We start from the raw sequence: 22358 nt of genomic DNA on the forward strand, positions 1-22358 counted from the left end.
CTCGTACGAGTTAACGAGGTGTCCCCTTTTGAGCGGCATCACCACCCATACGGGTTAACGCTCACGGGGACGCCTGAGACTTGTGCTCCCGCCGCCCTACCGTCGCCAGGTGATGAGCAGGCAGGAGACCCACCCCCAGGACGCCGGTACCGGCCCTCGCACCGGTACGCACCGCAAGCACCGGGCGACGGCGTCCCGGACGCGCCCCGAACCGCGTCCGGAACAGCGCGACCGCAAGGACCGGCGCCCGCACGGCACGCTGCCGATGCAGCCCCCGGCCCACTACGAGCCCTATCTGGACGGGCTGTTCACCTACTGCCTCGCCGTCCTCTGCGAGCACGACGCGGCCGCGGCCGCGCTCGGCGAGGTGCTGGCCCTCGCCGAACGGCAGCGCGGCCGGCTCCGCGACGCCGGGCTGCGCCGCCCCTGGCTCTACGCCCTCGCCCGCTGGTCCTGCCGCCGCCGCCTAGCGGCCGGCCGGCCCGATCTGCCCCGCATGTCGGAGGCGGTCGCCACCGAGCGCCGTGGCCAGCTCGCCGCCCTCGCCTGGCCGGAGGCCGCCGGCACCACCCCCGAGCAGCGCGAGGCCCTCGAACTCGCGGTCCGCCACCAGCTCCCACCGCACGAGGTCGGCCACGTTCTCGGCATCGAGGCGGACGCGGCCCGCGCGCTCCTCGCCCGCGCCGCCTGCGAGGTCGAACGCACCCGCGCCGCGCTCGCCGTCGTCGAGGTCGGCACCTGCGCGGCCGTCGCGCGGCTGGCCGGTGACACCCAGGTGCTGCTCGGCACGGCCCTGCGCCGGGAACTCGTCCGCCATGTCGACGACTGCCCGGAGTGCCGGCTCACCGCCGAGCGGGCCGTCGTCGGAGGCCCCTGGCCCGGCGCCGCCACCACCGCGGCGACCGCCGTGCTCACCATGCTCGAAGCACCACGGTCCGCCGCGTACGCCGCCCTCATGCACTCCATGCGCGACGGCGCAGGACGCAGCCGCGAGGGCACCCCGCGCTTCGACCGGCGCGGCTTCCCCCTGGACCACAAGGACCGCGCGGCCCGCCGGGCCCAGCTGCGGCACCGCGCCGTCACCACCACGGTCGTCGCCGCCGTCGTCGCGGCCCCGGTACTCGCCCTCTGGGCCGCCTACCGGGGCGCGCCGATCGGCACCGACCAGCCGGGCGGCGGCATCTCCGCCAGCGAACGGGACGGGGCCGACGGCATCGACGGCCACCCGTACGAGAAGGCGGGCAGCACCGGCTCCAACGACACCCGCCACTCGGCGACCCCCCGAACGCCAGGAACAACGGTCAGCGTCGACACCTCCGCCGCACCGTCCACCCCACCCGGCACCCCCACCCCAGGCGCCCCCGGCCACCTCACCGTCACCGCCGGATCCCACGGCGGCACCACCCTCATCACCCTCACCGCCACCGGCGACGCCCCCGTCCACTGGACCGCCTCCACCCCCGCCTACTGGATGACCCTGAGCGCCACCACCGGAGACCTCCGCCCCGGCGAGTCGACCACCCTCACCGTCACGATCGACCACTCCACGGAACCCTCAGGCCCTTGGACCGCCCGCATCGTCCTGAACCCCTCCGGAGCAGTGGTCACGGTCCGAGGCAACTCCACACCCCCCACCCACACCAAACCCCCCACCCCGACCCCGACCCACACGGAGCCCCCAACCCCCACCCCGACCACGACAACACCGGGGCCGACTCCGACTCCGACGCCGAGCGAGTCGTCCTCAGCCCCAGCAACGAGCTGAGCGCCGGGACCACGGGCGGTGTGAGAACGGCGCGGGCGCTGTGACGCGAGGGGGCCGGGGCCGGAGGAGGAGGGGTCCGAAATGCTGCCGAGCCATTTGTGGGCCGCCAGGCCCTAAATAGTCGATTTCGGACCCCTCCTCCGGAGGACCCGGCCCCCGACCCACAAACGACGCGACGCGCTACGCGGGGTCCGCCGGATGCGGAGCCATCGGCAACAACGCGGCCAGCCGCTCCTCACAGAGCTCCACCAGCCGCCCATACCCCGCCGCACCCATCAGTTCCGTCAGCTCCGGCCGGTACGACACGTACACCGGATCCCCCGCCCCATGGGCCGACGTAGCACTCGTGCACCACCAATGCAGGTCATGCCCCCCCGGCCCCCACCCCCTCCGGTCGTACTCCGCGATCGAGACGACCAGCACCCGCGTCTCGTCCGGCCGGTCCACCCAGTCGTACGTACGCCGGATCGGCAGCTGCCAGCACACGTCCGGCTTGGTCTCCAGCGGCTCCTTGCCCTCCCGCAGCGCGAGGGCGTGCAGTGCGCAGCCCTGCCCGCCGGCGAAGCCGGCCCGGTTGCTGAAGATGCAGGCGCCGTCGACGACGCGGGTCTGGCGTTCACCGTCCTCGTTGACCATGGCCCAGGCGCCGTCCTTCTTGGTGCCGAGGTCATGGAACTGCCAGGTCTCGGGTGTGAGCCGGGCGGCGTGGCCGGCGACGCGCTGCTCGTCCTCCTCGTCGGAGAAGTGCGCGCCCAGCGAGCAGCATCCGTCGGCGGCCCGGCCGGCGACGATGCCCTGGCAGCCCTGGCCGAAGATGCAGGTCCAGCGGGAGGTGAGCCAGGTGAGGTCGCAACGGAACAGCTGTTCGTCGTCGGCCGGGTCGGGGAACTCGACCCAGGCGCGGGCGAAGTCCGGACCGACCTCGTCGGGCACGGACCGCTGCTGGGACTTTTTGGACTGCTTGAGCTTCTTTGCCACGTTCTTCGCCACGCCGCCAGGGTAGATCGCCGGGAGCCCCGACAACGTCTGTGGCGCCCCCCGCACCATGTGCGGCGCGGATGGGCGCTAGCGTCTGTCCCATGCGACTCGGAGTGCTCGACGTGGGTTCCAACACCGTTCACCTACTGGTGATGGACGCGCACCCGGGCGCGCGCCCGCTGCCCGCCTACTCCCACAAGGCGGATCTGCGGTTGGCGGAACTGCTCGACGACCGGGGTGCGATCAGCCTGGAGGGCGTCGACCGGCTGGTGGCGACCCTCTCGCAGGCGCTGCGGGTCGCGGAGGACAAGGGCGCCGAGGACGTGCTGGCGTTCGCCACCTCGGCGGTCCGGGAGGCGGCCAACGGCGAGGCGGTGCTCGCCCGGGTCGCCGCCGAGACCGGTGTGACGCTCACGGTGCTGTCCGGCGAGGACGAGGCCCGGCTGACGTTCCTCGCGGTGCGCCGCTGGTTCGGCTGGTCGGCGGGCCGGCTGCTGGTTCTGGACATCGGCGGCGGTTCCCTCGAAGTCGGCTACGGCATGGACGAGGACCCGGACGCGGCGGTCTCGCTGCCGCTCGGCGCGGGCCGGCTGACCAGCACCTGGCTGCCCGGCGACCCGCCCGCCACGGATGACGTGCGCGCGCTGCGCAAGCATGTGCGGGCCGAGATCGCCCGCACGGTCGCGGAGTTCTCCCGGCTCGGCCGCCCCGACCACACGGTGGGCACGTCGAAGACGTTCAAGCAGCTCGCACGGATCGCGGGCGCCGCCCGCAGCGCCGACGGCGTGTACACCCAGCGGTCGCTGACCCGCAGGTCGCTGGAGGAGTGGGTGCCCCGGCTGACGACCATGCGCCGGGCCGAGCGCGCGCAGCTGCCGGGGGTCTCCGAGGGCCGCGCGGGCCAGCTGCTGGCGGGGGCGCTGGTGGCGGAGGCGGCGATGGACCTCTTCGGGGTCGCGGAGCTGGAGATCTGTCCGTGGGCGCTGCGTGAAGGGGTGATTCTCCGCAAACTCGACCTTATGGGGAATGAGCGCGGATCCATGTTGACCGTGTCACGTCGGCGCAGATGAGAGTGCCGTTCGGCTGACCCGTCGCCGTACGCTGTCTCCCGTGGCTGAACGAGCGGACCATAAGGCGTACGCGGACCGGCAGGCGTACGGCGTTCCCGCGCCCGGACATGTGGTCCGGGTGCCGGACGCGAAGGTCGCGCTGTCCACGGCCTCCGTCTATCCGGAATCCACGGCGACGGCCTTCGAGATCGCGGCCCGGCTCGGCTACGACGGCGTCGAGGTCATGGTGTGGACCGATCCGGTCAGCCAGGACATAGAGGCGCTGCGCCGGCTCTCGGACTATCACCACGTCCCGATCCTCGCCGTGCACGCACCGTGCCTGCTGATCACCCAGCGGGTGTGGTCCACCGACCCCTGGATCAAGCTCCAGCGGGCGCGCGCGGCGGCCGAGACGCTGGGCGCGTCGACCGTCGTCGTGCATCCGCCCTTCCGGTGGCAGCGCAACTACGCGCGCGATTTCGTCCGGGGCATCTGGCGGATGGCGGACGAGACCGATGTCCGCTTCGCCGTCGAGAACATGTACCCGTGGCGGTACCGCGATCGCGAGATGCTCGCATACGCGCCCGACTGGGACGTCACCAAGGACGACTACCGGCACTTCACCGTGGACCTGTCGCATGCCTCCACGTCCCGCAGCGCGGCCCTGGACATGGTCGACCGGATGGGTGACCGGCTCGCGCACGTCCATCTCGCCGACGGCAACGGCTCGGCCAAGGACGAGCACCTGGTGCCGGGCCGTGGCGGCCAGCCCTGCGCGGAGCTGCTGGAACGGCTCGCGCTGAGCGGGTTCACCGGCCATGTGGTCGTCGAGGTCAACACGCGGCGGGCGATGTCCGCCGCCGAACGTGAGGCGGATCTCGCCGAGGCGCTGGCCTTCACCCGGCTCCACCTGGCCACGGCGGCCAGGGTCCCCGGCGCGTGACGTCCCGCGCGAAGGGCGACCCGCCGGCCGGGCCGGACCACGTCTCCGGAGCCGGATCGCAGGCCGCACCGAAGGGCGAGCCGCGTCGGCGTGGGCGTCCCAGCGGGACGCGGGCCGGGGCGACCGGCTCGCGGGACCGCATCCTGTCCGCCGCCCGCGCCGAGTTCTCGGCGCGCGGCTACGACAAGACGTCGGTCCGTTCGATCGCGAAGGCGGCGGGGGTGGACCCGGCGCTGGTGCACCATTACTTCGGCACCAAGGAGCAGGTCTTCGCGGCGGCGATCGAGACGTCCTTCGAGCCCGCGCTGCAGGTGCCCGACGTGGTGGGGCCGGGCCCCGACGGCATCGGTGAGCGGCTCGCCCGCTACTTCCTCGGCGTCTGGGAGAACCCGGCGACGCGCGGTCCGCTGCTGGCCGTGGTCCGGTCCGCGCTGACGCACGAGACGGCGGCGGCCGTACTGCGCGGGTTCCTGCTGCGCATGCTGCTGGAGCGCATCGCGGAGGACCTGCGGGTGCCGGAGCCGAAGCTGCGGGCCGAGCTGGCCGCCTCGCAGATGGTCGGGATCGCGATCCTGCGCTACGTGATCAAGGTGGAGCCGCTGGCCTCGGCCGATGTCGAGGACATCGTCGCGCTGGTGGCGCCTACGCTGCAGCGCTACCTGACCGAGGCGTGACCGGACGTGGCGGGGCCTGGCCGTGCCACGGCCGCACCGTGACCGGGATATGACCCGTTCGTCCCGCATTCCGGACAGGCTGTCCAGAGCGTGGAACCTCGGCGTAGTGTCGGAAGGATCCGAGGACGAACTTGAGGGAGTGGAGCTACCGTGCCCGATCTGAGGTCACGAACGGTCACCCACGGCAGGAACATGGCGGGGGCCCGCGCTCTGATGCGCGCTTCCGGTGTGGCCAGCGCCGACATCGGCAAGCCGATCATCGCGGTCGCCAACAGCTTCACCGAGTTCGTACCGGGTCACACCCATCTTCAGCCGGTCGGCCGGATCGTCTCCGAGGCGATCCTGGCGGCGGGCGCCGTCCCGCGTGAGTTCAACACCATCGCGGTCGACGACGGCATCGCGATGGGCCACGGCGGCATGCTCTACTCGCTGCCCTCGCGCGACCTGATCGCCGACTCCGTCGAGTACATGGTCGAGGCGCACTGCGCGGACGCGCTGATCTGCATCTCGAACTGCGACAAGATCACGCCCGGCATGCTGATGGCCGCCCTGCGCCTCAACATCCCGGTCGTCTTCGTCTCCGGCGGTCCGATGGAGGCCGGCAAGGCCACCCTCGTCGACGGCACCGTCCGCAAGCTCGACCTGGTCAACGCGATCTCCGACGCGGTCAACGAGAACGTCTCGGACGAGGACATCCTCCGCATCGAGGAGAACGCCTGCCCGACCTGCGGCTCGTGTTCCGGCATGTTCACCGCCAACTCGATGAACTGCCTCGCCGAGGCGATCGGTCTGGCGCTGCCCGGCAACGGTTCGGTGCTGGCCACCCACACCTCCCGCAAGGCGCTGTACCAGGACGCCGGCCGGACCATCGTCGACATCACCAAGCGGTACTACGAGCAGAACGACGAGACCGTCCTGCCGCGCAACATCGCGACCCGTGCCGCCTTCGAGAACGCCGTGGCGCTCGACATCGCCATGGGCGGCTCGACCAACACGATCCTGCACCTGATGGCCGCCGCGCAGGAGGCCGAGGTCGACTTCGACATGGCGGACATCGACGCGCTCTCGCGCCGACTGCCCTGTCTGTCGAAGGTCGCGCCGAACGGCGACTACTACATGGAGGACGTGCACCGGGCCGGCGGCATCCCCGCCATCCTCGGCGAGCTGTACCGCGCGGGCCTGCTGAACGAGGACGTGCACACCGTGCACTCGCCCTCGCTCGCCGACTGGCTCAAGAGCTGGGACATCCGCGGCGGCTCCCCGTCGCCCGAGGCCGTCGAGCTCTTCCACGCCGCCCCCGGCTGCGTCCGCTCCGCGTCCGCCTTCTCGCAGTCCGAGCGCTGGGACACCCTCGACACGGACGCCGCCAACGGCTGCATCCGCGACGCCGCGCACGCCTACTCCACCGAGGGCGGCCTGGCGATCCTGTACGGCAACCTCGCCGTGGACGGCTGCGTCGTGAAGACCGCCGGTGTCGACGAGTCGATCTGGACCTTCGAGGGCCCCGCCGTCGTGGTGGAGTCCCAGGAGGCCGCCGTCGACGCGATCCTCACCAAGCGTGTCAAGGAGGGCGACGTCGTCGTCATCCGCTACGAGGGCCCCAAGGGCGGCCCCGGCATGCAGGAGATGCTCTACCCGACCTCGTTCCTCAAGGGCCGCGGTCTGGGCAAGGCCTGCGCGCTCATCACCGACGGCCGCTTCTCCGGCGGTACCTCGGGGCTGTCGATCGGCCACTGCTCCCCGGAAGCGGCGTCCGGCGGCACCATCGCCCTCGTCGAGGACGGCGACCTGATCCGCATCGACATCCCGAACCGCGGCGTCAACCTCATCGTTCCCGACGAGGAACTCGCCGCCCGCCGCGAGGCGTTGGGCGGCGTCTACGCCCCCAAGGGCCGCGTGCGCAAGGTCTCGCCGGCCCTGCGCGCCTACGCCGCGATGGTGACCAGCGCGGACAAGGGCGCGGTCCGCGACGTCAGCAAGCTCGAAGGCTAGAACGCAGCAGGAGCCCTTCCGCCGCCCCGACCGGTCGATCATCCCGACCGGCCGGGGCAGCGGTGCGTCAGGGGTGGTTTTTCCGATACGTCCCTTTGTGGTCTCCGGAGGCCGTGTCGTTCGGCGATAATCGAACCGTGGACGACGACCCCCAGACCAAGCCGCACGACCAGCCGGAACCCGCGGCGTCCGACGGCCCCCAGCCCGAGCCCCTGCGTTTCTTCGGCACGACCTGGGTGCACCACGACGGCGGCTACGCCCTGCGCCGCGCCGGCGTCGCCGCCGGCGCGCTGGCCGCCGCCGCGGCCGGTGCGTTCGTGCTCCGCTTCGGTTTCCAGGGCCTGAGCATCGCGAAGGTCGGGACCTTCGTCGGACTGCTCGTCGTCGTGGCGTTCGCCGTCTGCAGCGCGCTGGCCTTCCGCAAGACCTGGGAGGGCTTCATCCGCCGCCCCGAGCCCGGCGGCCGGGGTTCCGACGCGGCGGCGAGCTCCGCGCAGGGCATTCTGCTGATCGGTTTCATCGGCACCCTGCTCGCCTACTGCGTCCGCGCCCTCATCGAGGCCCCCGGCGAGAAACTCCACCGCGCCGAGTACGAGCGCGCCCGCGAACAGCACACCCGCCGCCGCGGCACCCGCACCGGCAACCCGGCCGCCCGCGCCGCCGCCAAGAAGCGCAAGCGCGGCTAGGGTATGTCCGGCCGATCTGGGGGCACCGCCCAGCGGTAGCCGGGGAGTTCGTATGACGTCGTCGTCGCACACCGAACTGGCCAGGTCGTTCAACGCGATCGCGGCCGAGTACGCGGCCGCCCGCCCCAGCTATCCGCCCGCGCTGTTCGACGCCGTCGAGGAGCTCGCCGGCCGCTCGCTGACGGGGGCCTCGGTCATCGACGTGGGCGCGGGCACCGGCATCGGGACCCGTCTGCTGCGGGAGCGCGGCGCGCGCGTCACCGCGGTGGAACCCGGCGAGGGCATGGCCGCACAGCTCCGCGCCGCACTGCCCGCCGTCCCGCTCGTCAGGGCCGACGGCAACGCGCTGCCCTTCGCGGACGGCGCCGCCGACTTCGTGACGTACGCCCAGGCCTGGCACTGGACGGAGCCGGCCCGCTCGGTCCCCGAGGCACTGCGCGTACTGCGCCGTGACGGCGCGCTGGCCCTTTGGTGGAACGTGCCCGACCTGAGCCACGGCTGGGTCGCCGACCAGGAGGCGCGGCTCGCCGAACGCTGCCCCGGCTACCGGGCGCCGGGCTTCTCGCACACCGCCTCCGGCCTGCTCGCGCCCTTCGCGGTCCGCACCGGGACGCGCTCCGTCCGGTGGTCGCGCCGGATCACCGTGGACGACCGGCTCCGGACCCTCGGCACCCACTCGTTCCTCGCCGTACTGGGTGCGGAAGCGGAGCCGGTCCTGCGCGCGGAGCGCGAGGAACTGCTCGCACTGTTCCCCGACGGCGTGCTCGACGAGCCGTACGTCACGGATGTGACGGTGGCCCTCCGGGCCTGAGCCCCCCCGCCAGGATCAACTGCGGCGCGAAGCCGCCACCGCGCCGACGGAACCCACCACCGCGGCCACGATCGCGCCACGCCACAGGCCGTCCCACAGGCTGCCGAAGAAGCCCTCGCTGCTCAGGATCTGCCGCATCACGAAGTCGGAGACGAAGAGCAGCCCGGCCGGCACCACCGCCACCTGCCAGGGATGCGCGCGCGCCCAGCGGCGGATCCGGCGGTCGGCCTTGGCGCTGGTGCCGAGCACCGCGCCGGCGCCGCCGACGAGGAAGAACAGCATCAGGGCGACGGACAGCGCACTGACGACCATGCCGAGTCCGAAGTCGCCCCCGATGGCATGGAGCGCGAGCGAGACTCCGCCGCCCAGCGCTCCCACGGCCGCGGCGGGCCGCCAGGGCCCGAGCGTCGCCGAGGCCACGGCCAGCTGCCGCTTCTCGGACCTGGTCACATCGATGTCGCGGGATGAACGCCTCATACCGCCACGGTCCTGCGGCCGCCTCTTGAACGCCATAGGGGATGACCCTGAGCAGACCCCGACCGACCCGGCCCCCCGCCCCCATGGGCACCGGTGCGCGACGACCGGACACCGCTGCTCGACGAGCTCCCGTCCGGACCTCGACGATCTCCCGCCGGGTGCTTGACGGGCACCCGTCGGCGGAGGATATTCATCACATGATGAATAAATTTGAACCGGCGGTACGGGCCGACGGACTCACCGTCGTCCGTGGCAGCCGCACCGTCCTGAACGGCCTCGAGTTCACCGTCCCGCGCGGTCAGGTCACCGGTCTGCTGGGCCCCAGCGGCTGCGGCAAATCCACCCTCATGCGCGCGATCGTCGGCACCCAGGCGCACGTCACCGGCACCCTCGACGTCCTGGGCCTCGCCGCCGGCCATCCCCGGCTCCGCTCCGCCGTCGGCTACGTCACCCAGGCGCCGTCCGTCTACACCGACCTCACCGCCCGCCAGAACCTCGACTACTACGCGTCCGTCCTCGGCCTGACCCGCGCCGCCCGCCGCGAGCACGTGAACCGCGCCCTCACCGACGTCGACCTCGAATCCCACGCGGACTCGCTCGCCGGAAACCTCTCCGGCGGCCAGCGCGGCCGGGTCTCCCTCGCGGTCGCCCTGCTCGGCGAACCCGAACTCCTCGTCCTCGACGAACCCACCGTCGGCCTCGACCCCGTCCTGCGCCGCGACCTGTGGCAGCTCTTCCACCGCCTCGCCGACGAGCGCGGCGCCACCGTCCTGATCTCCTCGCACGTCATGGACGAGGCCGAACGCTGCCACCGCCTGCTCCTCATGCGCGAGGGCGGCATCCTCGCCGACGACACCCCCGACGGGCTGCGCGAGTCCACCGGCTCCGCAACCGTCGAGGAGGCCTTCCTCCACCTCGTGGACGCGGCCAACGCCGGCTCCGGCCACCGCACGAACGTCGTCACCCTCCCCGACACCCGCCAGGAGCAGGCAAAATGAACGCCCACCCGACACTCGCCACCACTCTTCCGAGGGACCCCACCCAGGCTCCGGCCGGACGCGCTCCCCGCGCCTTCTCCCTCCCGCGCACCCTCGCCACCGCCCGCCGGGTCCTGCGCCAGCTCGGCCACGACCCCCGCACCATCGCCCTGATGCTGGTCGTCCCCTGCGTGCTGCTCGCGGTGCTGAGCTGGGTATACGACGGCAAGCAGCACACCTTCGACCAGGTCGGAGCGTCACTCCTCGGCATCTTCCCGCTCATCCTGATGTTCCTGGTCACCTCGATCGCCACCCTCCGCGAACGCACCTCCGGCACGCTGGAGCGGCTGCTGTCCATGCCGCTGGGCAAGGCCGACCTGCTCGGCGGCTACGCCCTCGCGTTCGGCGGCGTCGCCGTCGTCCAGGCCTGCCTCGCCACCGGGCTCGCCGTCTGGGGGCTGGGCCTCGACGTCGTCGGCTCGCCCTGGCTGCTCCTCGTCATCGCCCTCGCCGACGCGTTCCTGGGCATCGCCCTCGGCCTCTTCGTCAGCGCGTTCGCGGCCAGCGAGTTCCAGGCCGTCCAATTCATGCCGGCGGTGCTCCTCCCGCAGCTGCTGATGTGCGGGCTCCTCGTGCCGCGCGACACCATGCAGCCGGTGCTCGCCGCCGCCTCCGACGTGCTGCCCATGTCGTACGCGGTCGACGGCATGACGCAGGTCGTCCAGCACACCGGAGTCACCGGCGACTTCGTCCGCGACCTGGCCGTCGTCGCCGCGTGCGCCCTGGTGGCCCTGGCCCTGGGGGCGGCCACCCTCCGCCGCCGCACCACCTGACGCGGCCCCTACCGCCTCACGCGGTCCGTACCGGCAGTTGGACCGAAAAGCCGCGGGCGGCGCACCTGGTGCGAGGATGGCGGCGAAAGCCCCCGTACCGCTCGAAGGTGACGCCATGACCCAGAAAGTCGCCGTACTCGGCACCGGCAAGATCGGCGAGGCCCTCCTCTCCGGCATGATCCGGGCCGGCTGGTCGCCCGACGACCTGCTCGTCACCGCGCGGCGCCCGGAGCGTGCGGAGGAGCTGCGGGCCCGGTACGGCGTCGAGGCCGTCAGCAACGCGGAGGCGGCGAAGGCCGCCGACACCCTCATCCTCGCGGCGAAGCCGCAGGACATGGGTGCCCTCCTCGACGAACTGGCGCCGCACGTCGCCGCCGACCGCCTCGTCATCAGCGCGGCCGCCGGCATCCCGACCGCGTTCTTCGAGGAGCGGCTGACGGAGGGCCTCGCGGTCGTCCGCGTCATGCCGAACACTCCGGTGCTGGTCGACGAGGGCATGTCCGTCATCTCCGCGGGCAGCCACGCCACCGAGGCGCATCTCGTCCGCACCGAGGACATCTTCAAGCCGGTCGGCAAGACGCTGCGCGTCCCCGAGAAGCACCAGGACGCCGCCACCGCGCTGTCCGGCTCGGGGCCCGCGTACTTCTACTACCTGGTCGAGGCGATGACCGACGCCGGCATCCTGCTCGGACTGCCGCGCGCCCAGGCGCACGACCTGATCGTGCAGTCGGCGATCGGCGCGGCCGTGATGCTGCGCGACAGCGGCGAGCACCCGGTGAAGCTGCGTGAGGCGGTGACCTCACCGGCCGGCACCACCATCAGCGCCATCCGCGAGCTGGAGAACCACGGGGTGCGCGCCGCGCTGATCGCCGCCCTCGAAGCGGCCCGCGACCGCAGCCGCGAGCTGGCTTCCGGCAACGGCTGAGGGCAGCGGACTCCGGACTCCGGACTCCGGACGTTCCGAAGGGGCGGGCCACCTGGGCCCGCCCCTTCCTCTCACAGCAGCCCGATCGCCCGGTACGCGGCGTCCACCGTCGGCCGCGCGAGGGCGCGCGCCCGCTCGGCGCCGTCCCGCAGCACCGCGTCGAGAAAGCCGGGATCGGCGCAGAGCACGGCGTGGCGTTCCCGCAACGGCCGCAGGAGTTCGACGACCGCCTCCGCCACGTCCTTCTTCACCGCGCCGTACGAGTCGTACCCCGCGGCGAGCGCCGCCGGCTCGCCACCGGTGCAGGCGGCCAGGATCTCCAGCAGATTCGCGAGCCCCGGCCGTTCCACCCGGTCGTACTCCACATCGGACGCGCTGTCCGTCACCGCCCGCATCACCTTCTTGCGGATCACCGCCGGCTCGTCGAGCAGGGAGATGGTCCCGGTCGTCGCGCTCGCGGACTTGCTCATCTTGGAAGCCGGCTCCTGCAGATCCATCACCCGCGCGGCCACCGGCGGCACCACGGCACGCGGCACGGTGAACGTGTGCCCGTACCGCTGGTTGAAACGGACCGCCAGATCACGCGACAGCTCGACGTGCTGCGCCTGATCGTCGCCGACCGGCACCTCATCGGTCCGGTACGCCAGGATGTCCGCCGCCATCAGCACCGGATAGGTGAGCAGGGAGACCCGCACCGACTGCTGTTTCGCGGATTTCTCCTTGTACTGGATCATGCGCCGCAGTTCGCCGTCCGTGGCGATGCACTCCAGTACGTACGACAGCCGGGTGTGCTCGTCCACGTGGCTCTGTACGAATACCGTGCACACCTTCGGGTCGAGCCCGGCTGCCAGCAGGAGGGTCGCCGTCTGCCGCGTCAGCCGTCGCAACCGGGCCGGTTCGTGTTCGACGGTGAGGGCGTGCAGATCGACGATGCTGAAGAGGGCGTCTTCCTGGTGCGGGCTCTGGTGCTGGTCGACCGAGACCCACCGCTGGATGGCGCCGAGGTAGTTCCCCAGGGTGAGGTGCCCCGACGGTGTCACTCCGCTGAAGATCCGCGTCATCTCAGAGACTTCTTCCTTGTCATGGCCGCCGCGGTCGCCGGCCGGGCGTCAAGGTCGAGATACGCGAACGGCCGCCGAAGCGGCGGCCGTTGGGTGCATGCGCTGCAGGGGTCGGCCGCCTTCAGGCGGCCCACCAGAGCTGGGTGTGCGCATGCGTCGTCATGGGGCTCAGGGTACCCCCGGGTGGTGTCCTCGGCATGGAGTTGACGAAGGTGGGTCGCGTGCGTAGTGTTCTCCGAGTTGCCCGCCGGTGAACGCCGACGCGAGTCGGTCCCGAGGCAGCCACTCCAGATGACAGCCATTCGAACGAACGACGCTCAGTCGTTTTGTTTTCGTGCGCGTTTTCGGAATGGGAACAGAAAGCAGCCGATTGGATCGGATGCCGAAGTTCCGCTAAAGTTTCACTCGTCGGAAGGGCTCAACGGCCCGGATGGCAAGCCCCGCTGACTGGGAGTCAGGCCCGAAAGGTTCTGATAGAGTCGGAATCGCCGGAAAGCGCGAAAGCGCAGAAGGCGGAACCCGCTGACTGGGAATCGGACGCGAAAGCGTCTGATAGAGTCGGAAACACGAAGGGAAGCCCGGAGGGCGCCGGTGAAACGGCACCAAAGGAAGCGACCGTTCCTTGAGAACTCAACAGCGTGCCAAAAGTCAACGCCAGACTTAAAACACCCCGGGCGGAACCCATTCGGGTTTCGTTTGGTGGTTCCTTTGAAAAAGTCCTTCCGCCCTCCGGTCCTTCGGGACGGGAACTGGTGGGAGGCAATTACACAGCGAGGACGCTGTGCACCACGGGCCTTATTCCGGCCGGTGGTGCCGCTCTTGCGTGGAGACATTCACGGAGAGTTTGATCCTGGCTCAGGACGAACGCTGGCGGCGTGCTTAACACATGCAAGTCGAACGATGAAGCCTTCGGGTGGATTAGTGGCGAACGGGTGAGTAACACGTGGGCAATCTGCCCTTCACTCTGGGACAAGCCCTGGAAACGGGGTCTAATACCGGATAACACTCTCCTCCTCCTGGGGGTGGGTTAAAAGCTCCGGCGGTGAAGGATGAGCCCGCGGCCTATCAGCTTGTTGGTGGGGTAATGGCCTACCAAGGCGACGACGGGTAGCCGGCCTGAGAGGGCGACCGGCCACACTGGGACTGAGACACGGCCCAGACTCCTACGGGAGGCAGCAGTGGGGAATATTGCACAATGGGCGAAAGCCTGATGCAGCGACGCCGCGTGAGGGATGACGGCCTTCGGGTTGTAAACCTCTTTCAGCAGGGAAGAAGCGCAAGTGACGGTACCTGCAGAAGAAGCACCGGCTAACTACGTGCCAGCAGCCGCGGTAATACGTAGGGTGCGAGCGTTGTCCGGAATTATTGGGCGTAAAGAGCTCGTAGGCGGTCTGTCACGTCGGATGTGAAAGCCCGGGGCTTAACCCCGGGTCTGCATTCGATACGGGCAGACTAGAGTGTGGTAGGGGAGATCGGAATTCCTGGTGTAGCGGTGAAATGCGCAGATATCAGGAGGAACACCGGTGGCGAAGGCGGATCTCTGGGCCATTACTGACGCTGAGGAGCGAAAGCGTGGGGAGCGAACAGGATTAGATACCCTGGTAGTCCACGCCGTAAACGTTGGGAACTAGGTGTTGGCGACATTCCACGTCGTCGGTGCCGCAGCTAACGCATTAAGTTCCCCGCCTGGGGAGTACGGCCGCAAGGCTAAAACTCAAAGGAATTGACGGGGGCCCGCACAAGCAGCGGAGCATGTGGCTTAATTCGACGCAACGCGAAGAACCTTACCAAGGCTTGACATACACCGGAAAGCCGTAGAGATACGGCCCCCCTTGTGGTCGGTGTACAGGTGGTGCATGGCTGTCGTCAGCTCGTGTCGTGAGATGTTGGGTTAAGTCCCGCAACGAGCGCAACCCCTGTTCTGTGTTGCCAGCATGCCCTTCGGGGTGATGGGGACTCACAGGAGACCGCCGGGGTCAACTCGGAGGAAGGTGGGGACGACGTCAAGTCATCATGCCCCTTATGTCTTGGGCTGCACACGTGCTACAATGGTCGGTACAATGAGCTGCGATACCGCAAGGTGGAGCGAATCTCAAAAAGCCGGCCTCAGTTCGGATTGGGGTCTGCAACTCGACCCCATGAAGTCGGAGTTGCTAGTAATCGCAGATCAGCATTGCTGCGGTGAATACGTTCCCGGGCCTTGTACACACCGCCCGTCACGTCACGAAAGTCGGTAACACCCGAAGCCGATGGCCCAACCCGCAAGGGAGGGAGTCGTCGAAGGTGGGACTGGCGATTGGGACGAAGTCGTAACAAGGTAGCCGTACCGGAAGGTGCGGCTGGATCACCTCCTTTCTAAGGAGCATCTAGACCGTCATTGACGGTCCAGGGCCATTACGCCGGCATCTGTTCGGCGGTGGTTGCTCATGGGTGGAACGTTGACTATTCGGCACGGTTTGTTTGTTCTGTGAGTACTGCTTCGGCGTGGAAATCAGAATGGGTTGACCGGGTTGGGCACGCTGTTGGGTCCTGAGGGAACGAAAGTTCCTTCTCGACGCCGGCCTCACAACACTTCACCATTGGGTGGAGCTGTGTGGGGGAGGGTTCGTTGCTTGAGAACTACATAGTGGACGCGAGCATCTGTAAGGCAAGTTTTTAAGGGCGCACGGTGGATGCCTTGGCACCAGGAACCGATGAAGGACGCGAGAGGCCGCGATAGGCCCCGGGGAGCTGTCAACTGAGCTGTGATCCGGGGGTGTCCGAATGGGGAAACCCGGCAGTCGTCATGGGCTGTCACCCATACCTGAACACATAGGGTATGTGGAGGGAACGCGGGGAAGTGAAACATCTCAGTACCCGCAGGAAGAGAAAACAACCGTGATTCCGGGAGTAGTGGCGAGCGAAACCGGATGAGGCCAAACCGTATGCGTGTGATACCCGGCAGGGGTTGCGTATGCGGGGTTGTGGGATCGTACTTCAGCAGTCTGCCGACTGTTGGGCGAGTCAGAAACCGTATGGATAGGCGAAGGACATGCGAAAGGTCCGGCGTAGAGGGTAAGACCCCCGTAGCTGAAATCTGTACGGCTTGCTTGTACGACACCCAAGTAGCACGGGGCCCGAGAAATCCCGTGTGAATCTGGCGGGACCACCCGCTAAGCCTAAATATTCCCTGGTGACCGATAGCGGATAGTACCGTGAGGGAATGGTGAAAAGTACCGCGGGAGCGGAGTGAAATAGTACCTGAAACCGTGTGCCTACAAGCCGTGGGAGCGTCGGATACCAGCTTGCTGGTATCTCGTGACTGCGTGCCTTTTGAAGAATGAGCCTGCGAGTTTGCGGTGTGTGGCGAGGTTAACCCGTGTGGGGTAGCCGTAGCGAAAGCGAGTCCGAATAGGGCGAATGAGTCGCGCGCCCAAGACCCGAAGCGGAGTGATCTAGCCATGGGCAGGTTGAAGCGGAGGTAAGACTTCGTGGAGGACCGAACCCACCAGGGTTGAAAACCTGGGGGATGACCTGTGGTTAGGGGTGAAAGGCCAATCAAACTCCGTGATAGCTGGTTCTCCCCGAAATGCATTTAGGTGCAGCGTCGCGTGTTTCTTGCCGGAGGTAGAGCACTGGATAGGCGATGGGCCCTACCGGGTTACTGACCTTAGCCAAACTCCGAATGCCGGTAAGTGAGAGCGCGGCAGTGAGACTGTGGGGGATAAGCTCCATGGTCGAGAGGGAAACAGCCCAGAGCATCGACTAAGGCCCCTAAGCGTACGCTAAGTGGGAAAGGATGTGGAGTCGCAGAGACAACCAGGAGGTTGGCTTAGAAGCAGCCATCCTTGAAAGAGTGCGTAATAGCTCACTGGTCAAGTGATTCCGCGCCGACAATGTAGCGGGGCTCAAGCGTACCGCCGAAGTCGTGTCATTCCCGTGCGAAGCCCTAACGGGTGCGGGGATGGGTAGGGGAGCGTCGTGTGCCGGGTGAAGCGGCGGCGGAAGCCAGTCGTGGACGGTACACGAGTGAGAATGCAGGCATGAGTAGCGATACACACGTGGGAAACGTGTGCGCCGATTGACTAAGGGTTCCTGGGTCAAGCTGATCTGCCCAGGGTAAGTCGGGACCTAAGGCGAGGCCGACAGGCGTAGTCGATGGACAACCGGTTGATATTCCGGTACCCGCTTTGAAACGCCCAGTATCGAACCAGAGGATGCTAAGCCCGTGAAGCCGCCCTGATCTCTTCGGAGTTGAGGGGAGTGGTGGAGCCGGCGACCCGATTCTGTAGTAGGTAAGCGATGGGGTGACGCAGGAAGGTAGTCCAGCCCGGGCGGTGGTAGTCCCGGGGTAAGGGTGTAGGACGTGTGATAGGCAAATCCGTCACACATTGAGTCTGAGACCTGATGCCGAGCCGATTGTGGTGAAGTGGATGATCCTATGCTGTCGAGAAAAGCCTCTAGCGAGTTTCATGGCGGCCCGTACCCTAAACCGACTCAGGTGGTCAGGTAGAGAATACCGAGGCGTTCGGGTGAACTATGGTTAAGGAACTCGGCAAAATGCCCCCGTAACTTCGGGAGAAGGGGGGCCACAACTGGTGAGGGAACTTGCTTCCTGAGCTGGGGGTGGCCGCAGAGACCAGCGAGAAGCGACTGTTTACTAAAAACACAGGTCCGTGCGAAGCCGTAAGGCGATGTATACGGACTGACGCCTGCCCGGTGCTGGAACGTTAAGGGGACCGGTTAGTCACATTTCGGTGTGGCGAAGCTGAGAACTTAAGCGCCAGTAAACGGCGGTGGTAACTATAACCATCCTAAGGTAGCGAAATTCCTTGTCGGGTAAGTTCCGACCTGCACGAATGGCGTAACGACTTCTCGACTGTCTCAACCATAGGCCCGGTGAAATTGCACTACGAGTAAAGATGCTCGTTTCGCGCAGCAGGACGGAAAGACCCCGGGACCTTTACTATAGCTTGATATTGGTGTTCGGTTCGGCTTGTGTAGGATAGGTGGGAGACTGTGAAGTCATGGCGCCAGCCATGGTGGAGTCGTCGTTGAAATACCACTCTGGTCGTGCTGGATGTCTAACCTCGGTCCGTGATCCGGATCAGGGACAGTGTCTGGTGGGTAGTTTAACTGGGGCGGTTGCCTCCTAAAGAGTAACGGAGGCGCCCAAAGGTTCCCTCAGCCTGGTTGGCAATCAGGTGTTGAGTGTAAGTGCACAAGGGAGCTTGACTGTGAGACTGACGGGTCGAGCAGGGACGAAAGTCGGGACTAGTGATCCGGCGGTGGCTTGTGGAAGCGCCGTCGCTCAACGGATAAAAGGTACCCCGGGGATAACAGGCTGATCTTCCCCAAGAGTCCATATCGACGGGATGGTTTGGCACCTCGATGTCGGCTCGTCGCATCCTGGGGCTGGAGTCGGTCCCAAGGGTTGGGCTGTTCGCCCATTAAAGCGGTACGCGAGCTGGGTTTAGAACGTCGTGAGACAGTTCGGTCCCTATCCGCTGCGCGCGCAGGAATATTGAGAAGGGCTGTCCCTAGTACGAGAGGACCGGGACGGACGAACCTCTGGTGTGCCAGTTGTCCTGCCAAGGGCACGGCTGGTTGGCTACGTTCGGAAAGGATAACCGCTGAAAGCATCTAAGCGGGAAGCCTGCTTCGAGATGAGTATTCCCACCCCCTTTGAGGGGTTAAGGCTCCCAGTAGACGACTGGGTTGATAGGCCAGATGTGGAAGCCCGGTAACGGGTGGAGCTGACTGGTACTAATAGGCCGAGGGCTTGTCTAACTATTTTTGCTTCGCGTCCACTGTGTAGTTCTGAAGTAACGAACCGTGATAACATCCGGTTGGTTAACTTCATAGTGTTTCGGTGGTCATAGCGTTAGGGAAACGCCCGGTTACATTCCGAACCCGGAAGCTAAGCCTTTCAGCGCCGATGGTACTGCAGGGGGGACCCTGTGGGAGAGTAGGACGCCGCCGAACAATTTTTGAGAAGAAGCCCCCAGGCTATTGCCTGGGGGCTTCTTTGCGTTGTCGGGACCGGCGTTCCCTACAGTGGTGCCATGCGCTATGACCTGATCATCTTCGACAACGACGGCGTCCTCGTGGACAGTGAGCCGATCTCCAACCGGATCCTGGCCGGCTGTCTCACGGAACTCGGCCACCCCACGTCGTACGAGGAGTCGATCCGCGACTACATGGGCTCCGCGATGCACCGGGTCCATGAACTGGTGCTGGAGCGGTCCGGGCAGAAGTTGCCGGAGGACTTCAACGACGTCTTCCACGCGCGGGTCTTCGAGGCGTTCCGGCGGGACCTCCAGCCGGTGCCCGGTGTCGCGGACGTCCTGGGGAAGCTGGCGGCGGAGGGGGTGCCGTACTGCCTCGCCTCGTCGGGGAGCCATGAGCGGATCAGGGTGGCGCTGCACAAGACCGGGCTCTTCGAGCACTTCGGTGAGGAGCGCATCTTCAGTTCGCAGGACGTCGGGCGCGGGAAGCCGGCGCCCGACCTCTTCCTGCACGCGGCACAGGTGATGGGAGTCGCTCCCGGGCGGTGCGCGGTCGTCGAGGACAGCCCGCTGGGAGTGCAGGCGGCCGTGGCGGCCGGGATGGACGTATACGGGTTCACCGCGATGACTTCCGCGGCCAAGCTCGGGGACGCCAATGCCCTGTTCAGCGAGATGCACGAGCTCCTGGATCTGATCGTCTAACTTGTGACCCGCAACACCTACTCATCCGTAGCTTCGGGATCTACGCTGCTCGCTCATGGACGCATCTCTGCGGCATGGCCGGGCCTCGCTGGCGGTCAGCTTCTTCAGCCAGGGCGTGGTTTTCGCTCTGCTCGTGACCCGTATCCCGGCGATCCAGGATCGCTACGGCATCAGTGACGGGCTGCTGCCGGTCTTCCTCGCGGCCGTGCCGATCCTGGCCGGGGCGGGCAGCGTGGCGACCGAGCACCTGGTGAAGCGGGTGCGGCCCAGTGTCGTACTGCGGTGGGTCCAGCCGCTGGTCGCGCTGGTCCTGGTCGCGGCGGGTTCCGGGAACGCGATGTGGCAGATAGCCGTGGCGCTGGGCCTGTTCGGCATCTGTGTCGGCGGGCTCGACGCCTCCATGAACATGCTGGGTGTGAGCCTGCAGCGCACCTACGGCCGGAGCATCATGCTCGGCTTCCACGCCGCCTACAGCCTCGGCGGCATCACCGGTGCCTCGCTGGCCTGGGCCGGAGCGCACTGGCATCTGTCACTCGCGGTGCTCTACGCGCCGGTCGCCGTCGTCCTGATCCCGCTCGTCCTCATGGCGAGCCGCTGGTACGTCGACCAGCGGCCGGAGCCGGTGGCCGAAGGCGCGGCCGCCCCGGTGGCGACACCCGTGGTGATGCGGCTGCTGCTGCCGCTCTGCCTGGTGATGGCCTTCGCGTACATCGGGGACTCGACGGTCTCCAACTGGAGCGCGAAGTACCTCCAGGACACGCTCGGCAGCTCGGAGCAGCTGTCCACCGTTCCGTACAACATCTACATGGTGACGACGCTGCTGGGCCGGGCGGCCGGGGACCTCGGTGTGCGGCGCTTCGGCGGGGCCGCGGTGGTGCGGGCCGGGACGGTGCTCGCCGCGGTCGGGTTCGGGGTGGTCGCGGTGGCGCCGGGCCCGTGGGCCGGGATGCTCGGGTTCACGCTGCTGGGGTTCGGGCTGTGCGTCATCGTGCCGACGACGTTCGCGGCGGCGGGGCGGCTGTTCCCCGGGGCCTCGGACACGGCCATCGCGCGGCTGAACATCTTCAACTACGTCGGTTTCCTGATCGGCGCCCCGCTGGTGGGTGCGATCGGTGACGCGTGGAGCTACCGGGGCGCGATGCTGATCCCGATGGTGCTGGTGCTGGCGACTCTCCTCTATGCCAAGTCGTTCGACACCGGTGAGGCCCGATACCGTGTCGGCCATGAGCGGCCGCGCACAGCTGATGTGGGATGAGCAGGTAACAGGCTACGACTTCGGCCCCGGGCATCCGATGGACCCGGTGCGGCTGTCGCTCACGATGCGGCTGGTCGAGGCCTTCGGGCTGGACCAGGCGCTCAAGGTGACCTCCGCGCCGGCCGCCGGGGACTCCACGCTCGGGCTGGTGCACCGCGCCGACTACGTCGCCGCGGTACGGCGGGTCTCCGCCGATCCCCACTCGGTGGAGCTGGACTACGGCCTCGGTACCGAGGACAACCCGGCCTTCGCGGGGATGCACCGGGCCTCCGCGCTGATCGCCGGGCAGTCCGTCGGGGCGGCTGAGGCGGTGTGGAGCGGTGACGTTGCTCACGCGGTGAACTTCGCCGGCGGCCTGCACCATGCGATGCCGGGCTCCGCCGCGGGCTTCTGCGTCTACAACGACGCGGCGCTGGCGGTGGCGCGGCTGCTGGAGCTCGGTGCGGAGCGCGTGGTCTACGTGGATGTCGATGTGCACCACGGGGACGGGGTGCAGGCCGCCTTCTGGGACGATCCGCGCGTTCTGACGATCTCGCTGCACGAGCACCCGCGGACACTGTTCCCGCAGACCGGGTGGCCGGAGGAGACCGGGGGCGCCGGCGCCGAGGGTGGGGCGGTGAACATCGCGCTGCCGGCCGGGACGGGCGACGCGGGGTGGCTGCGGGCGTTCCACGCCGTCGTGCCGGAGCTGATCGCGGCCTTCCGGCCGCAGGTCGTCGTCTCGCAGCACGGCGCCGACACCCATTTCGAGGACCCGCTGGCGCATCTCGCGGTGAGCCTGGACGCGCAGCGCGTCGTCGCCGAGGCCTGTCACGAGCTGGCGCACGAGCACGCGGAGGGCCGCTGGGTGGCGCTCGGCGGGGGCGGCTACGCGGTGACGGACGTCGTACCGCGCTCCTGGACGCATCTGGTGGCGATCGCCGCGGGCAAGCCGATCGATCCCGCCACCGAGACGCCCGAGCCGTGGCGGCACGAGGTGTACCGGGCGGCGCGGGCGGTGGCGCCCGCGCGGATGACGGACGGCCGTCACCCGGTCGTCTGGCGGAGTTTCGAGGAGTCGGGGTATGACCCGGCGGACCGCCTCGACCAGGCGGTTCTGGCGACCCGGCGGGCGGTGTTCCCGCTGCACGGCCTGCTGGCCTGAGCCGTCGGCAGGTGCGGGCAGGAGGAGCGAGCGGGATGGGTGGTATTGCGCACCAATCACCCGCAAGGGGTGCGTTTTCCGGTTTCGGGTGGATGACGC

Annotated in this window: 16 protein-coding genes and 3 rRNA genes; 16 read left to right on the plus strand and 3 right to left on the minus strand. The window is 68.2% G+C overall.

All coding sequences use genetic code 11. From position 1 onward, the window contains the following. Positions 1–112 precede the first annotated feature (112 nt). Positions 113–1765 carry a hypothetical protein gene (locus LNW72_RS22945; protein WP_250977116.1) on the plus strand — a complete coding sequence of 551 codons (1653 nt, stop codon included), beginning with the start codon at positions 113–115 and terminating at the stop codon, positions 1763–1765. A 180-nt stretch (positions 1766–1945) separates the two neighbouring features. Here LNW72_RS22945 and LNW72_RS22950 read toward each other — a convergent pair whose 3' ends face one another. After that, a complete protein-coding gene (locus LNW72_RS22950; RefSeq protein WP_250977117.1) occupies positions 1946–2755 on the minus strand; it encodes a hypothetical protein in 810 nt (269 codons plus the stop codon). 89 nt (positions 2756–2844) lie between these two features. Between LNW72_RS22950 and LNW72_RS22955 the strand changes: the two genes are divergently transcribed. From LNW72_RS22955 to LNW72_RS22980, 6 genes are all read left to right on the plus strand, one after another. Then, positions 2845–3813 carry a Ppx/GppA phosphatase family protein gene (locus LNW72_RS22955; protein ID WP_250977118.1) on the plus strand — a complete coding sequence of 323 codons (969 nt, stop codon included), beginning with the start codon at positions 2845–2847 and terminating at the stop codon, positions 3811–3813. 109 nt (positions 3814–3922) lie between these two features. Then, on the plus strand, positions 3923–4735 hold the full coding sequence (locus LNW72_RS22960; protein ID WP_138354157.1) for a sugar phosphate isomerase/epimerase: 813 nt from the start codon (positions 3923–3925) through the stop codon (positions 4733–4735). Next, positions 4732–5409, plus strand: a complete 678-nt coding sequence (locus LNW72_RS22965) for a TetR family transcriptional regulator (protein WP_250977119.1) — start codon at positions 4732–4734, stop codon at positions 5407–5409. Before LNW72_RS22960 ends, LNW72_RS22965 begins: the two co-directional genes overlap by 4 nt. 150 nt (positions 5410–5559) lie before the next feature. Then, positions 5560–7401 (plus strand): dihydroxy-acid dehydratase, encoded by a 1842-nt coding sequence (gene ilvD / locus LNW72_RS22970; RefSeq protein WP_250977120.1) that lies wholly within the window; start codon positions 5560–5562, stop codon positions 7399–7401. A 137-nt stretch (positions 7402–7538) separates the two neighbouring features. Beyond that, positions 7539–8087 carry a hypothetical protein gene (locus LNW72_RS22975; RefSeq protein WP_250977121.1) on the plus strand — a complete coding sequence of 183 codons (549 nt, stop codon included), beginning with the start codon at positions 7539–7541 and terminating at the stop codon, positions 8085–8087. Between the two features lie 52 nt (positions 8088–8139). Further along, a complete protein-coding gene (locus LNW72_RS22980) occupies positions 8140–8898 on the plus strand; it encodes a class I SAM-dependent methyltransferase (protein WP_250977122.1) in 759 nt (252 codons plus the stop codon). A 15-nt stretch (positions 8899–8913) separates the two neighbouring features. On the opposite strand, the gene LNW72_RS22985 is transcribed toward LNW72_RS22980, so the two are convergent. Beyond that, complete coding sequence (locus LNW72_RS22985; protein WP_138354139.1) at positions 8914–9375, minus strand: hypothetical protein; 462 nt, start codon at positions 9373–9375, stop codon at positions 8914–8916. 197 nt (positions 9376–9572) lie between these two features. Here LNW72_RS22985 and LNW72_RS22990 point away from each other — a divergent pair, with 197 nt between their 5' ends. The 3 genes from LNW72_RS22990 (at position 9573) to proC (ending at position 12110) form a co-directional block, all read left to right on the plus strand. Further along, positions 9573–10373, plus strand: coding sequence for an ABC transporter ATP-binding protein (locus LNW72_RS22990; protein WP_250977123.1), 801 nt, complete (start codon positions 9573–9575; stop codon positions 10371–10373). Continuing rightward, the gene (locus LNW72_RS22995; RefSeq protein ID WP_250977124.1) at positions 10370–11185 is read left to right on the plus strand and encodes an ABC transporter permease; all 816 of its coding nucleotides are present in this window, start codon (positions 10370–10372) and stop codon (positions 11183–11185) included. The genes LNW72_RS22990 and LNW72_RS22995 overlap by 4 nt, the downstream gene beginning before the upstream one ends. Before the next feature lie 115 nt (positions 11186–11300). Further along, positions 11301–12110, plus strand: a complete 810-nt coding sequence (proC, locus tag LNW72_RS23000) for a pyrroline-5-carboxylate reductase (protein WP_250977125.1) — start codon at positions 11301–11303, stop codon at positions 12108–12110. A gap of 71 nt (positions 12111–12181) precedes the next feature. On the opposite strand, the gene trpS is transcribed toward proC, so the two are convergent. Then, the gene (trpS, locus tag LNW72_RS23005) at positions 12182–13171 is read right to left on the minus strand and encodes a tryptophan--tRNA ligase (RefSeq protein WP_250977126.1); all 990 of its coding nucleotides are present in this window, start codon (positions 13169–13171) and stop codon (positions 12182–12184) included. Positions 13172–14003: 832 nt separating this feature from the next. Here trpS and LNW72_RS23010 point away from each other — a divergent pair. From LNW72_RS23010 to LNW72_RS23035, 6 genes are all read left to right on the plus strand, one after another. Continuing rightward, a 16S ribosomal RNA gene (locus LNW72_RS23010) occupies positions 14004–15526 on the plus strand. Between the two features lie 290 nt (positions 15527–15816). Then, positions 15817–18940 (plus strand): 23S ribosomal RNA (locus tag LNW72_RS23015). A gap of 78 nt (positions 18941–19018) precedes the next feature. After that, positions 19019–19135 (plus strand): 5S ribosomal RNA (gene rrf / locus LNW72_RS23020). The 16S, 23S and 5S rRNA genes sit together here, the layout of an rRNA operon. 80 nt (positions 19136–19215) lie before the next feature. Next, positions 19216–19860 carry an HAD family hydrolase gene (locus tag LNW72_RS23025; protein ID WP_250977127.1) on the plus strand — a complete coding sequence of 215 codons (645 nt, stop codon included), beginning with the start codon at positions 19216–19218 and terminating at the stop codon, positions 19858–19860. 55 nt (positions 19861–19915) lie between these two features. Continuing rightward, a complete protein-coding gene (locus LNW72_RS23030; protein WP_250977128.1) occupies positions 19916–21115 on the plus strand; it encodes an MFS transporter in 1200 nt (399 codons plus the stop codon). Continuing rightward, on the plus strand, positions 21084–22259 hold the full coding sequence (locus LNW72_RS23035; protein WP_250977129.1) for an acetoin utilization protein AcuC: 1176 nt from the start codon (positions 21084–21086) through the stop codon (positions 22257–22259). Before LNW72_RS23030 ends, LNW72_RS23035 begins: the two co-directional genes overlap by 32 nt. Positions 22260–22358 lie beyond the last annotated feature (99 nt).

Source organism: Streptomyces sp. RKAG293, assembly GCF_023701745.1.
Taxonomy (GTDB): Bacteria; Actinomycetota; Actinomycetes; order Streptomycetales; family Streptomycetaceae; genus Actinacidiphila.